Annotated in this window: 8 protein-coding genes and 2 pseudogenes; 5 read left to right on the top strand and 5 right to left on the bottom strand. The window is 68.6% G+C overall.

Annotated elements, in window-relative coordinates:
- The first annotated feature begins 113 nt into the window (after positions 1-113).
- Positions 114-4109: a phosphoribosylformylglycinamidine synthase gene (purL, locus tag OOB33_RS17925; RefSeq protein ID WP_271009662.1), complete on the top strand. Its 3996-nt coding sequence runs from the start codon at positions 114-116 to the stop codon at positions 4107-4109.
- Here purL and OOB33_RS17920 read toward each other — a convergent pair.
- From OOB33_RS17920 to OOB33_RS17905, 4 genes and pseudogenes are all read right to left on the bottom strand, one after another.
- A pseudogene (locus tag OOB33_RS17920) lies at positions 4110-4772 on the bottom strand (MsnO8 family LLM class oxidoreductase); the annotation flags it as partial.
- A gap of 209 nt (positions 4773-4981) precedes the next feature.
- Positions 4982-5380 (bottom strand): annotated as a pseudogene (locus OOB33_RS17915) (MsnO8 family LLM class oxidoreductase); the annotation flags it as partial.
- Positions 5381-5389: 9 nt separating this feature from the next.
- Complete coding sequence (locus tag OOB33_RS17910; RefSeq protein WP_271009661.1) at positions 5390-8101, bottom strand: PAS domain S-box protein; 2712 nt, start codon at positions 8099-8101, stop codon at positions 5390-5392.
- Between the two features lie 121 nt (positions 8102-8222).
- Positions 8223-9338 (bottom strand): S1C family serine protease, encoded by a 1116-nt coding sequence (locus tag OOB33_RS17905; RefSeq protein ID WP_271009660.1) that lies wholly within the window; start codon positions 9336-9338, stop codon positions 8223-8225.
- A 228-nt stretch (positions 9339-9566) separates the two neighbouring features.
- On the opposite strand from OOB33_RS17905, the gene OOB33_RS17900 reads away from it, so the two are divergent.
- The 3 genes from OOB33_RS17900 to upp are packed head-to-tail and all read left to right on the top strand — an operon-like array spanning position 9567 to position 11721.
- A complete protein-coding gene (locus OOB33_RS17900; RefSeq protein ID WP_271010078.1) occupies positions 9567-10280 on the top strand; it encodes a DUF1624 domain-containing protein in 714 nt (237 codons plus the stop codon).
- Complete coding sequence (gene rlmB / locus OOB33_RS17895; protein ID WP_102766942.1) at positions 10277-11041, top strand: 23S rRNA (guanosine(2251)-2'-O)-methyltransferase RlmB; 765 nt, start codon at positions 10277-10279, stop codon at positions 11039-11041. The genes OOB33_RS17900 and rlmB overlap by 4 nt, the downstream gene beginning before the upstream one ends.
- A gap of 47 nt (positions 11042-11088) precedes the next feature.
- Complete coding sequence (gene upp, locus OOB33_RS17890) at positions 11089-11721, top strand: uracil phosphoribosyltransferase (protein WP_102766941.1); 633 nt, start codon at positions 11089-11091, stop codon at positions 11719-11721.
- Between the two features lie 10 nt (positions 11722-11731).
- Here the strand turns inward: upp and OOB33_RS17885 are convergent, their stop codons facing one another.
- Positions 11732-13081, bottom strand: a complete 1350-nt coding sequence (locus OOB33_RS17885) for an aminotransferase-like domain-containing protein (RefSeq protein WP_271009659.1) — start codon at positions 13079-13081, stop codon at positions 11732-11734.
- A 119-nt stretch (positions 13082-13200) separates the two neighbouring features.
- Between OOB33_RS17885 and OOB33_RS17880 the strand changes: the two genes are divergently transcribed.
- Complete coding sequence (locus tag OOB33_RS17880) at positions 13201-14064, top strand: DMT family transporter (protein ID WP_271009658.1); 864 nt, start codon at positions 13201-13203, stop codon at positions 14062-14064.
- Positions 14065-14077 lie beyond the last annotated feature (13 nt).

Raw genomic sequence — 14077 nt, 5'->3', positions numbered from 1 at the left:
GCCAGGCGTTCTTGGCAGGCCCCTTTGCCGCTTTGTCCGGCCAGGCCCCGCGCTCTCGGTAGAATCCCGCACCTTCACACGGCATCTTGGCCGTGCCATCCACGCGGGACACCATGGCAACACCCAAGCACTTGCTTTCTTTCGAGGGCGGCAACGCTCTATCCGCCTTCCGGGCTCAGGCCTTGCTGCCGCAGCTGCAGGCGATCAACGAACGTATCAATGGTGTGCAAGCGCGCCATGTGCATTGGGTCTGGGCTGACGCAGCCCTGGATGCAGACGCTGGCGCCAAGCTGGCCGCGCTGCTGAACTATGGCGATGCCTATGTGGGCGGCGAAGACGGCCATCTGGTGGTGGTGGCGCCGCGCCTGGGCACGGTCAGCCCCTGGGCTTCCAAGGCCACCGACATCGCCCACAACTGCGGCCTGAACATCCACCGCGTCGAGCGCGTCACCGAGTACCGCATCACCCTCAAGAGCGGCCCGCTGGGCGGCACCAAGACCCTGAGCCAGGCCGAGCTGATCGCCTGCGCCGATCTGCTGCACGACCGCATGACCGAGAGCGTGCTGCTGGCCCGCGAGAACGCCGCCCACCTGTTCGATGAGAAGACCGCCCAGCCGCTGGAGCATGTCGATGTGCTGGGCCAGGGCCGCGCTGCCCTGGTGGCCGCCAACAAGACCTTCGGCCTGGCCCTGTCCGAAGACGAGATCGACTACCTCGAAAACGCCTTCCAGACCCTGAAGCGCAATCCCAGCGACGTCGAGCTGATGATGTTCGCGCAGGCCAATTCCGAGCATTGCCGCCACAAGATCTTCAATGCCAAGTTCACGGTCGACGGCGTCGACCAGGATCTGAGCCTGTTCGGCATGATCCGCAACACCGAGAAGCTGAGCCCGCAGCACACGGTCAAGGCCTATTCGGACAATGCCTCGGTCATGGAAGGCCACCGCATCGAGCGCTGGATGCCGGCCGGCGACCAGCGCGCGCCGCAGTACCAGGCCCGCGAGGAGCTGGCCCATGTGCTGATGAAGGTCGAGACCCACAACCACCCGACCGCCATTTCGCCCTATCCCGGTGCCTCGACCGGCGCCGGCGGTGAAATCCGTGACGAAGGCGCCACCGGCCGCGGCTCCCGCCCCAAGGCCGGCCTGACCGGCTTTTCGGTCTCCAACCTGCACCTGCCTGGCCTGAGCGAGCCCTGGGAGCAGAATCCGGTTGGCAAGCCCAGCCACATCGCCAGCGCCTTGCAGATCATGATCGAAGGCCCGCTCGGTGGCGCGGCCTTCAACAATGAGTTCGGCCGCCCCAATCTGAACGGCTACTTCCGCGTCTACGAGCAGAAGGTGGACGGCGTGCAGCGCGGCTACCACAAGCCCATCATGATCGCCGGCGGCCTGGGCGCCATCCGTGACGACCAGACGCAGAAGATCGAGTTCCCCGCCGGCTCCCTGCTGGTGCAGCTGGGTGGCCCCGGCATGCGCATCGGCATGGGCGGCAGCGCCGCCAGCTCGATGGCGGCCGGCACCAACACCGCCGACCTGGACTTCGACTCGGTCCAGCGTGGTAACCCCGAAATCGAACGGCGCGTGCAGGAGGTGATCAACCACTGCTGGGGTCTGGGCGAGAAGAACCCCATCCTGGCCATCCACGATGTGGGCGCCGGTGGCATCTCCAATGCCTTCCCTGAGCTGGTCAACGATGCCCATCGCGGCGCGGTCTTCGATCTGCGCAAGGTGCCGCTGGAAGAGTCCGGCATGGCGCCCAAGGAAATCTGGTGCAACGAGAGCCAGGAGCGCTATGTGCTGGCGATTGCAGCCGACAGCCTGGACCTGTTCCAGCGCATGTGCGAGCGTGAGCGCTGCCCCTTCGCTGTCGTTGGCGTGACCACCGAGCAGCGCGAGCTGATCCTGGAGGACGGCCCCGGCGGCCAGCGCGCTGTGGACATGCCCATGGACGTGCTGCTGGGCAAGCCGCCCAAGATGCACCGCGAGGTCAGCCGCGTCGCCCGCGATGCCGGCACCTTGGACCTGAACGGCGTCAGCCTGGCCAGCGTGGCCCAGACCGTGCTGCGCCACCCGACCGTGGCCTCCAAGCGCTTCCTGATCACCATCGGTGACCGCACCGTGGGCGGCCTGAACAGCCGCGACCAGATGGTCGGACCCTGGCAGGTGCCGGTGGCCGATTGCGCCGTGACCCTGGCCGATTACAAGGGCTTCGCCGGTGAAGCCATGGCCATGGGCGAGCGCACGCCGCTGGCGGCTGTGGACGGCCCGGCCTCGGGCCGCATGGCGGTGGCTGAATCCATCACCAACTTGTTGGCCGCACCGATCGAGCTGCCCCGCGTCAAGCTCAGCGCCAACTGGATGGCCGCCTGCGGCGAGCCTGGTGAAGACGCCGCCCTGTTCGACACCGTCAAGGCGGTCGGCATGGAGCTGTGCCCGGCGCTGGGCGTGTCCATCCCCGTGGGCAAGGACTCCCTGTCCATGCGCACCCGCTGGAGCGACGCACAAGGCGCCGAGCAGCAGGTGACAGCCCCCGTCTCCTTGATCATCACCGCGTTCGCCTCGGTGGCCGATGTGCGCGGCACGCTGACGCCCCAGCTCAAGACCGATGCCGGCGACACCAGTCTGATCCTGGTCGACCTGGGTGCCGGCCAGCACCGCATGGGCGGCTCCATCCTGGCCCAGGCCCTGAACCAGTTTGGTGGCGCCGTGCCGGATCTGGACGACGCGGGCTTGCTCAAGAGCCTGGTCGCGGCAGTCAATGAGCTGCGCGCCGCCGGCCAGCTGCTGGCGTATCACGACCGCGGTGACGGCGGACTCTGGGCCACGGCCTGCGAAATGGCTTTTGCCGGCCATGTGGGCGTGAGCCTCAATGTCGACATGCTGGTCACCGAGGGGGACGGCGTCAGCGACAGCCGCGCCGACACCGGCGACGCCAAGAACTGGGCCACCCAGGTGGGCGCACGCCGCGAAGAGCTGACGCTCAAGGCCTTGTTCAGCGAAGAGCTGGGCGTGCTGCTGCAGGTGCGCACCGCCGACCGCGACGCCGTGCTGCAGGTGCTGCGCCGCCACGGCCTGTCCAAGCTCAGCCATGTGGTGGGCAAGCCCAATGGCAACGGCCAGGTCGAGGTCTGGCGCGATGCCAAGAAGGTCTACAGCGAATCGCTGGAACAGCTGCACAAGAGCTGGGACGAGGTGTCCTGGCGCATCAACCAGCTGCGCGACAACCCGGCCTGCGCCGACAGTGAGCATGCCCAGGCGGGCCTGGCCAGCGACCCCGGCCGCCATGTGCACCTGAGCTTCGACCCGAACGAGGATGTGGCCGCGCCCTTCATCGCCACCGGCGCCCGCCCCAAGCTGGCCATCCTGCGCGAGCAGGGCGTCAACTCGCATGTCGAGATGAGCTATGCCATGGCGCAGGCCGGCTTCGACACCTACGACGTGCACATGAGCGATCTGCAGGCCGGCGCGGTGACGCTGGAGCAGTTCAAGGGCTTTGTGGCCTGCGGCGGTTTCAGCTACGGCGACACCCTGGGCGCCGGCGAAGGCTGGGCCCGCTCGGTGATGTTCAACCCGGTGCTGGCCGAGCAGTTCAAGGCTTTCTTCGCTCGCGGCGACAGCTTTGCTCTGGGCGTGTGCAATGGCTGCCAGATGATGGCGGCGCTGTCGCCCATCATCCCGGGCGCGCAGCACTGGCCCAAGTTCACGCGCAACAAGAGCGAGCAGTTCGAGGCCCGCCTTGCCATGGTGGAAGTGCTGGAGTCGCCCAGCCTGTTCTTCCAGGGCATGGCCGGCAGCCGCCTGCCCATCGCCGTGGCGCATGGTGAAGGTTTTGCCGACTTCTCGCAGCGCGGCGATGCCGCCCAGGTCGCACGCGCCATGCGCTATGTCGACCATTCGGGGCAAGCCACCGAGACCTATCCGCTCAACCCCAACGGGAGCCCGGACGGCCTGACCTCGGTGACCACCGCCGATGGCCGTTTCACCGTGCTGATGCCGCACCCAGAGCGCGTGTTTCGCAATGTGCAGCTGAGCTGGACTTCGGGCGACGTCAGCGCGTTCAGCCCGTGGATGCGGATGTTCCGCAACGCCCGCAAGGCCCTGGGCTGATCAGGCCAGCAGCTCGTAGGAGTGCAGCCGGGCCTGGAAATCATGCACCGCCGCGGCGACGATGAACTCGTCGGCGCCGGTGCGTTCCTGCGTGGTGCGCAGGCCGGCGCGCACCGTCACCGGTGAGCCGACGATGGATTCGGCCAGCATGCGCTCAGCCCCCAGACGTTCGGCCGGCGAGGCGGCCGCCCACAGCGGCGCCATGCTGTCCACCGGCCGCGGCAGCGGACCACGCTGGCCGCGCTGCATGCCCAAAAAGCGCTGCTGCAGGGAGCTGAACAAGCGGCCCGCCTCGGCATCGCTGTCGGCCACGATCACATTGAGCGCCACCATGGCGTGGGATTTCGGATGTGCCGCGCTGGGCCGGTACTGGCTGCGGTAGAGATCGAGCGCCTGTTGCAGCAACTCGGGCGCGAAATGCGAGGCAAACGCAAAGGGCAGGCCCAGATAGGCCGCCAGCTGCGCGCTGTAGAGGCTGGAGCCCAGAAGCCAGACTGGCACCTCGGTGCCCTGGCCAGGGATGGCGCGCACGAGCTGCCCCTCTCGGGCCGGCGCCAGATAGGCCTGCAGCTCCATCACATCCTCGGGGAAGCGATCCTCAGAAGCGCTGCTCAGGTGGCGGCGCAGGGCCCGCATGGTGGGGCCATCGGTGCCCGGTGCCCGGTGCGCGGCCTTGGGCCTGTTAACACGACGTCGATGGGTCGCGAAGGCTCGCCTCAGCGGGTCAGGCTAGGCGCACCGTGCCGCCCGCACTCGCGTGCGGGCCAGCGCCGCAACGACGCCTGGCCCGCTGAGTCGAGCCTTCCCGCAGGGTTGCGGCCAGAAAGACCGCCGGCCACGTTGCAAATCCTCGCCGGGTGTCCAACCCGGCTGCGGTTCGCGCCTTGCCTGCGGCCTTTCTGGCCGGCAACGCGACCCATCGACGTCGTGTTAACAGGCCCTAAGCCCAGATCGATGCGGCCGGGGTAGAGCGTGGCCAGGGTGCCAAAGGCCTCGGCCACCGTCAGCGGCGCATGGTTGGGCAGCATCACGCCGCCTGAGCCGACCCGGATGCGCGTGGTTGCGGCGGCCAGCCGCCCGATCAAGACCGCGGTGGCGGCACTGGCCACGCCGTCCATATTGTGGTGTTCGGCCATCCAGAAGCGCCGGTAGCCCAAGGCATCGGCATGGCGGGCCAGGGCGATGCTGTTCAGCAGGGCGCTGCGCGCGTCGCTGCCTTCGACGATGGGGGCGAGGTCGAGAATCGACAGCGGGATGGAGCGTCGGGTCATACCCCGAGTCTAGGAGTTCGGCGGCTTCGGCACAGGCCTGGGGTCATGGGCGCGCTCCTCGGCCTTGGCCGAGAGCTGCGGCGCCACATAGGGCAGGCGGAAGGTGAAGCGGCTGCCCTTGCCGGGCTCGCTGCTCAGCTCGATCTGGCCGCCCAGGATGCCGGTGACGATGTTGTAGACGATGTTCAGGCCCAGACCGGTGCCGCCGCTGCCCATCTTGGTGGTGAAGAAGGGGTCGAAGGCGCGTCGCCGCACTGCCTCGCTCATGCCCACACCGTCGTCCTCGACCACCAGCAGCAGCCAGTCGGGCGAGAGCTCATCGGCACGGATGGACAGGCGCCCGTGCTCGCGGCCGCCGAAGGCATGCAGCAGGGCGTTCAGCACCAGGTTGTTGATCACCTGGCCCAGGGGGCCGGGGTAGCTGTCCAGCGGGCGCTGGGTGTGCACCTCGCAGACCACTTGATACGGCGTTGTGCGCAGGCGCGGGCGCAGCAGGCTCAGCACATCGTCCAGGGCGCTGGCCAGGTCGAAGGCACGGCGCTGCGAGCTGGTCTGGTCGACCGAGAGTTGCTTGAAATGCGCCACCAGCTCGGTCGAGGTGCTCAGCGATCGCAGCAGGATGCTGGCCGCCGTGCCGGCGTCGCGCAGGTAGTCGGCCAGGCGCTGGCGGCGCAGGCCCGTGCCCTCGAACTCGGCCTGAATCTCTCGGGTGCGTTCCTCCAAAGTCGAGGCCGTGGTCAGGCAGTTGCCCAGCGGGGTGTTCAGCTCATGGGCCACGCCGGCCACCAGGGAGCCCAGGGCCGCCATCTTCTCCGAGCGCAGCAGCTCATCCTGGGCCTGGCGCAAGGTGTGCATGGCTTCGGTCAGCTCAATCGTGCGGCTGCTGACCCGGTCTTCCAGTTCGGCGTTGAGCTGCACCAGGGCGCGCTCGGCCTGGCGTTGCTCGGTGATGTCGCGGGCGATGCCCAGATAGCCCATGGCCGGGCCGCCGCGGTCGCGCACCAGGCTGACGGTCAGCGAGACATCGAGCGCGCTGCCGTCCTTGCGCAGATAGGTCCAGACCCGGGTCTCGCTGCCAAGCACGCGGGCCTTGGCAACAAACGTGTCGAAACCCTGGATGGTTTCGCCCAACTCGGCGCTCAGCTCGACGGCCCGTTGCCTGACCTCTTCACGCCGATGCAGGAAATCCGGGTAGCGGCCCAGCATCTCGCGCTCGTTGTAGCCCAGCATGCGCTCGGCGCCGCGGTTGAAGACAGTGATGCGGCCGTCCAGATCGGTGGCGATGATGGCCACTTCGCTGGCCGAGTCGAGGATGGCTTGCAGGCGGTTCAGCGTCTCGGTCAGCGCCGCTTGCGATTCGATCAAGGCCTGCTCGGCTTGTTTGGCCGCCGTGATGTTGCGGCCGGTGCCACGGTAGCCGGCGAATTCGCCATGCGCGTCGAAAAAGGGCGTACCCGAGACGCTGACATAACGGACGGATCCATCGCCCGCGTAGTGCGCGTACTCGAAATCGCGGAAGGCTTCGTGGCGCTCCAGCATGGCCTGATGTGCGGCCCAATCGACCCCGGGCACCAGGGCGGGCGACTCCCAGCGCTTCATGCCCAACAAGGCCTGCGAAGGCACTTGCGAGGCTTTCTCAGCCGGGCGCGAGATGTAGCTCAGGCGCAGCTCGCGGTCCTGTTCCCAGACCCAGTCGGTGGACAGCTCGGTCAGGCTGCGAAAGCGGGCGTGCTCGGCATCCAGGGCGCTCTGCACCTGGCGGCTGTGGGCAATTTCCTCGGCCAGGGCGCGGTTGTGGCTGACCAGCAGGCGGCGCCGGTAGACCAGCAGGCCGGCCAGCCAAGTCAGCACCAGGCTCACCCCGACCGACAAGGCCGTCTCGATCGACCGCCAGCTCGGCCCCTGGCTCCAGCCCTGGGCCGGCACGGCCGCCAGGGTCCAGACGGCGCCGGGCAGGTTGACAGTCTGCAGCACCGGCCGGCGCTGCGGCAGGCTGCGGTCGCCCCAGATCACCGCGCCCAGGTGCTCGGCGGGCTGGCCCGTATGGTAGAGGCCCAGGCGCAGATCCTGGCGATTGGCCAGGCCGGTGCTCTCCATGAAGCGGGGCAGGTCGGCCACCACCGAGATCACGCCCCAGTACTGCGGCGCCTGGCCTTCGGGCCGTGGCAGGAACACGGGCACGCGTTGGATCAAGCCTTGGCCGCCCTGGACCAGCTGCACCGGCCCGACCAGCAAGGGCTGGCCCAGGCGTCGGGCGAGTTGCACCTGCTCGTACTGGCGCGGGATGCTGCGGTAGTCCAGGCGATAGACCGCTTCGTTGCCAGCCAGGGGATAGACGAACTCAGCCACGTCGTTGGGGGCGGCAACGATGCTGCGCACATGGGGCAGCAGGCGGATCACCTGGCTGCTCATGGCCTGGAAGCGGGCGTCCGAGATGCCGCCGTCGAGCCGGATCAGGGCCTCAAGGCCGAGGGTCGGCGCAAACGTGGTTTGCGCCACCGCTTCCAGGCGACTGCGCAGGGCGTTGAGTTCTTGCTGCACCTGCGCTTCTTCGGCCGCCAGGGTTTGGCCGTGGCGCATCCAGGCCAGGGCAATGCACAGGGTCAGGCTGACCAAGGCGGTCAGCAGGGCCGGCCAGTAGGCCGGCAGGATGCGGGACAGGCTCGGCGAGTCAGGCGCTGCGGCAGGGCTGGTGGCCGGGGGCTGGGTTTGCAGGCTCATCGCCGGGAGGCTCGGTCACAGAAAAAGTCGTTTGCTTTGACGGTAACACAGGCCCCGGGACCTGCCAGCCGGGGAAGCGCGGAGCTGCGGTGGTGTGGCGAGGGCCGGCCTTTTTTATCGCTCAGTCGGCGCTGCCCAGCTGCACCGCCTGCTTGCGGGTCTTGCCGGCGTTCCACAGGCTCAGGGTCACGCGCTCGCCGACCTGGCGGCTCTCCAGCAGGCTGAGCATTTCGTCCAGATCGCGCACCGGCTCGTCGTTGATGGCGGTGATCACATCGCCGGCGATCACGCTGCCGTCGCGGCCGCGGGCAAACACCTGCAGGCCGGCTTGCGCCGCCGGGCTGCCCGGCGAGACGCGCAGCAGGGCCACGCCCTTGGGCAGCTTGAGCGCCTGGTTGACGTTCTCGGGCGCGGCCGTGATGCCCAGGGCCGGGCGGATCAGGCGGCCGTCGCGGATGAGGCGCGGCACGATGCGGTTGACCTCGTCCACGGGAATCGCAAAGCCGATACCGGCGCTGGCGCCGCTGGGGCTGTAGATCGAGGTGTTGACGCCGATCAGCCGGCCGGCCGAATCGAGCAGGGGGCCGCCCGAATTGCCTGGGTTGATGGCCGCATCGGTCTGGATAGCACCACGGATGGTGCGGCGGGTGACCGACTCGATCTCGCGGTTGAGGGCGCTGACGATGCCCAGGGTCAGGGTCTGGTCCAGGCCGAAGGGGTTGCCGATGGCGTACACGGCCTGGCCCACCTGCAGCTCGCGGCTGCTGCCGATGGCGATGGCGGCGAGCTTCTCCTTGGGCGCCTCGATGCGCAGCACGGCCAGGTCACGGTCGGGGAAGCTGCCCACCAGCTTGGCCGGGTAGCTGCTTTGGTCCGACAGGGTGACGGTGGCGGCGTCGCCGTCCTGGATCACGTGGAAATTGGTCACCACATGGCCGGCATCGTCCCAGATGAAGCCGGTGCCCGTGCCGCGCGGCTGCTGCGTGATGTTCATGGAGAACAGATCGCGGCTCAGGGCCAGGGTGGTGATGTGCACCACCGAGGGCGACACCTTTTTGAAGACGTTGATGTTGTTCAGTTCAGCGGCATCGAGCGGGCCACGCGGCTGCACGGCGCGCGGCTCGGCCTGCGGCTTGCTCTGCGCGGTATTGGGCCAGCAGGCGCTCAAGCCCACACCGGCCAGCAAGGCCAGGGCGAGCAGGGCGGCTTGAGAGGCGGGGGCGGTGGGCAGTTTCATCGGGCGTGGCGGGGCAGTTGAATGAAAAAAGCAGGCGAGTGTGGCAGGTCGGTCTGAATTGCGGGGATTCAAGGCGTGGCGCCGGTCATGCTCGGCGCATGCCGGGCAGCCCGCAGCGGATGTGCGCGCGGCTGCGGCCCGGCCTTGCCCGTAGACTGCCGCCATTCTGACTCCTCTTGCGGCACTGTTTTGGCCCCTGATTCGCCCCTCACTCCCACTCCAGCGCCGCTGCAACGCGTGCCGCGGCTGGACGCCTTGCGCGGCGCGGCCATCGTCTGGATGGCGCTGTTCCATTTCTGCTTTGACCTCAACCACTTTGGCTGGATCCAGCAGAACTTCTACCGCGACCCCTTCTGGACCGGGCAGCGCAGCGCCATCGTCAGCCTCTTCCTGCTGTGCGCCGGCCTGGGCCAGGCCTTGGCCTTGCACCAGGGCCAGCCCTGGTCGCGTTTCTGGCGCCGCTGGGCCCAGGTGGCGGGCTGTGCGCTTCTGGTCAGCGCCGGCTCGGCGCTGATGTTCCCGCGCAGCTTCATCAGCTTTGGCGTGCTGCACGGCATGGCGGTGATGCTCTTGATCCTGCGAGCCATCGGGCCGCGCTTGCCGCTCTGGGCCTGCCTGGGCCTGGGCCTGCTGGCCTGGCTGGCGCCGCAGCTCTGGTCACATCCCTTCTTCGACAGCCGCTGGACCAACTGGGTCGGCCTGGTCACGCGCTTGCCGATCGCCGAGGATTTTGTGCCCGTGCTGCCCTGGCTGGGCATGATGCTCTGGGGCTATGCCGGCGGCCGCTGGCTGCTGGCTGCACGCCCGGCCTGGTTGGGAGGCGTGCTGCCGGCGCCGCTGCAGCTGCTGGCCGTGCTGGGTCGCTGGTCCCTGAGTTTCTACATGCTGCATCAGCCGGTTTTGATCGGTTTGTTGACTGCAGCCGCTACGATGCGCGGATGAGCAGCAGCACCAGCAACAAAATCCTCTTCGGCTTCCATGCCGTGACCGTGCGCCTGAAGACGCACCCCAAATCCATCAGCGAGATCCATGTCGACGCCACACGGCGCGACCAGCGCATGCGCCAGTTTGTCGAGCGCGCCACCGAAGCCGGCGCCAAGCTGGTCGACAGCGACGACGATCGCTTGGGCAAGCTGGCCGGCAGCAGCCGCCACCAGGGCGTGGTCGCCCGGGTGCAGCCCCTGGCCATGCAGCATTCGCTGGACGCGGTGATGGAGGACCTGGAAGCGGCCGAGGTTCAGCCCCTGCTGCTGGTGCTGGACGGCGTGACCGACCCGCACAACCTCGGCGCCTGCCTGCGCGTGGCCGATGGCGCCGGCGCCAACGCGGTGATCGCCCCCAAGGACCATGCCGTCGGCCTGAACGCCACCGTGGCCAAGGTGGCCAGCGGCGCGGCAGAGACCGTGCCCTATCTGATGGTGACCAATCTCGCCCGCTCGCTCAATGAGCTGAAAGAGCGCGACATCTGGATCATCGGCACCTCGGACCAGGCGACGAAATCGATCTACGACATCGACCTGAACCGCCCGGTGGCCCTGGTGCTGGGCGCCGAGGGGGATGGCCTGCGCCAGCTCACCGCCAAGACCTGCGATGAGCTGGTCAGCATCCCCATGCTGGGTGCGGTGGAAAGCCTGAATGTCTCGGTCGCCGCCGGCGTGTGCCTCTACGAGGCCCTGCGTCAGCGCCGCGCCCGCCAGGGATAATCGCCCCCCTCCCGCAGTTTTTGCCTCCCCCGAAGAAGAGCACAGCCATGGCCGTCATCGAAGTCCAGCACCCCCTCGTCAAACACAAGATCGGCCTGATGCGCGAGGCCGACATCTCGACCAAGAAGTTCCGCGAGTTGACGGGCGAGGTGGCGCGCCTGCTGGCCTACGAGGCCACGGCCGACTTCCCGCTGGAAAAAACCACCATCGAGGGCTGGTGCGGCCCGGTCGAGATCGACCAGATCGCCGGCCGCAAGGTCACGGTGGTGCCGATTCTGCGGGCCGGTCTGGGCATGATGGACGGCGTGCTGGACATGATCCCCAATGCCAAGATCTCGGTCGTCGGCCTGGCCCGCGATCACGAGACCCTGAAGCCGGTCAACTACTTCGACAAGTTCGTCGGCCATCTGGGCGAGCGTACCGCCCTCATCATCGACCCCATGCTGGCCACGGCCGGTTCCATGATCGCCACCATCGATCTGCTCAAGGCGCGCGGCTGCAAAGACATCCGCGCCCTGGTGCTGGTGGCCGCGCCCGAAGGCGTGGCGGCTCTCAACAAGGCTCATCCTGAGGTTCGCTGCTGGACGGCCGCCATCGACAGCCATCTCAACGAGCAGGGCTACATCATCCCGGGCCTCGGCGACGCGGGCGACAAGATCTTCGGCACCAAGGACGCCTGAGCGCGTTTTTTCAGAGAACGCTGTGCGCCTCGATGACCCGGCGCACCTCGCGCAGGGCCGGTGCCAGCGCGGCCCTGTCCACGGAGCCCAGGGCCAGGCGTATGGCCTGGGGCTCGCTGCCGTCGCGCTTGCCGGTGTAGGGCGCGGCGGTGGAGACCGAGATGCCGCCTTGCAGCAGCTCGGCCGCCACCCGGTCGGCGCGGACGTCCTCGCCCAGCGGCAGCCATAAAAAGTAGGAGCCCGGGTGGCCGATGCGGGGCAGGGGCCCGAGCAACTCGGCCGCCAGGCGCTGGCGCTCACGGGCGTCGGCGCGTTTCTCGCGCTCCAGCCGGTCCACCGTGCCGTCTTCCAGCCAGGCGCAGCCCAGGGCCGTGGTCAGGCCCGGCGTGCTCCAGGTGCTGGCGCGGATGGCACGCTCGAGTGCGGCAATCCATGCTTTCGGGGCATGCACAAAACCCAGGCGCAAACCGGCCGCCACGCTTTTCGACAGGCCGGAGATGTAGACCGTGCGCTCGGGCGCCAGCATGGCCAGAGGCGGCGGTGCCCGCTCCACCAGATAGGCGTAGGCCGCGTCCTCGATCAGCAGCAGCTCATGCTGTTCGGCCAGCGCGGCCAGGGCCTCGCGCTCGGCCAGCCCCATGACCCAGCCCAGCGGGTTGTGCAGGGTGGGCATGGTGTAGAGCGCGCGCACGCGGCGCTGCTGGCACAGGCGATTCAGCGCGGCCAGATCGGGCCCCGCCCCATGGCGGGCGGCCGGCACGGCCACCAGCTCCAGCCTCAGGGTTTCGGCCAGCAGGCGAAAGCCGGGGTAGCTCAGTGCATCGATCGCCACCACATCGCCCGGTTGCAGCAGGGCCAGGCCTACGCAGGCCAGGCCGTGCTGGGCGCCGTCCACCAGCAGCACCTGTTCGCCGCAGCTGGAAAGGCCGCGGCTGGCCAGATGGCGGGCCACGGTCGCACGGTCATGCGGGCGGCCGCCGTGGGGCTGGTAGCGCAGCATGGCCTCCAGGTCGCCGCCCTGCGCCAGCTGGCGCAGGCCGCTGCGCAGCAGCTCGGCCTGACCGGGCAGGGTGGGGTAGTTGAAGCCCAGATCCACCAGATCCGGCGCCAGCACGCCCAGATCCAGGCCATGGCCCGCCGGCAGGCTGGGGTCGCGCACAAAAGTGCCGCGGCCCACCTCGCCGCTGACCAGGCCCATGCCGGCCAGCTCGGCATAGACCCGGCTGGCCGTCACCAGGGCCAGGCCTTCACGCCGGGCCAGTTGGCGCAGCGGAGGCAGGCGCGTGCCGGGGCGCAGCGCGCCGCTGCGGATTTCCTGGGCCAGGCGGTCCAGCAGTTGTTTGTAGCGAGGGGCGGACATGGCGGTGGGGATGTATCCATGACAATTTTTTGATTGTATTGATCGCGGGCTTTAGGCTGTGCTCATCGGCCGCTGCGGTCACTCTTCGCGCTCCCCCCCTCAGCGGCGCTCACGACGGTATGGACAAGAATTCGAGCGGCTGGCTCCATGGCTTCATCGGAGTGCTGATCTTCAGCGGCTCGCTCCCGGCCACGCGGCTGGCGGTGCTGGATTTCGACCCGCTGTTTCTCACCGTCGCACGCGCCAGCATCGCCGGTCTGCTGGCCCTGGGCCTGCTGCTGCTGCTGGCCCAGCCGCGGCCGACGGCGGCGCAGTGGCGATCCCTGCTGCTGGTGGCCCTGGGCGTGGTACTGGGTTTCCCGCTGCTCACCGCCCTGGCCTTGCGGGGGATGAGCGCCGCACATTCCATCGTCTTCCTGGGCCTGCTGCCTCTGAGCACGGCTGCCTTCGGTGTCTGGCGCGGTGGCGAGCGGCCGCGGCCGGTGTTCTGGGTGTTCTCGCTGCTGGGCAGCTTTCTGGTGGTCGGCTTTGCGCTGTCGCAGGGCCTGAGCCTGGCGCCGCGCGGCGACGCCTTGATGTTGCTGGCCATCCTGGTCTGCGGTCTGGGCTATGCCGAAGGGGCGCGGCTCTCGCGAAGCCTGGGCGGCTGGCAGGTGATCTGCTGGGCCCTGGTGCTGGCCCTGCCGCTGATGCTGGCCTTGACCTGGTGGCGGCTTCCGGTGAGCTGGAGCGGCATCGGCCTGCCGGCCTGGCTGGGGCTGGCCTATGTTTCGCTCTTCAGCATGCTGATTGGCTTTGTGTTCTGGTACCGCGGCCTGGCCCAGGGCGGGATTGCCCGCGTGGGTCAGCTGCAGCTCTTGCAGCCGTTGTTCGGCCTGGCCTTGGCGGCCGGCTTGCTCGGTGAAGCGGTGAGCCCGGCCATGCTGGTCGTGACCGTGGCGGTGATTCTCTGCGTGGCCGGAGCGCGGCGCTTCGGGCGATGAAGTGCGCCGGGGT

It is taken from the genome of Paucibacter sp. B51 (assembly GCF_027863535.1).
GTDB classification, from domain to species: domain Bacteria; phylum Pseudomonadota; class Gammaproteobacteria; order Burkholderiales; family Burkholderiaceae_C; genus Paucibacter_A; species Paucibacter_A aquatilis.
Note: the sequence above shows the minus strand (reverse complement) of the source record. Positions and strands in the feature narration are given on the sequence as shown.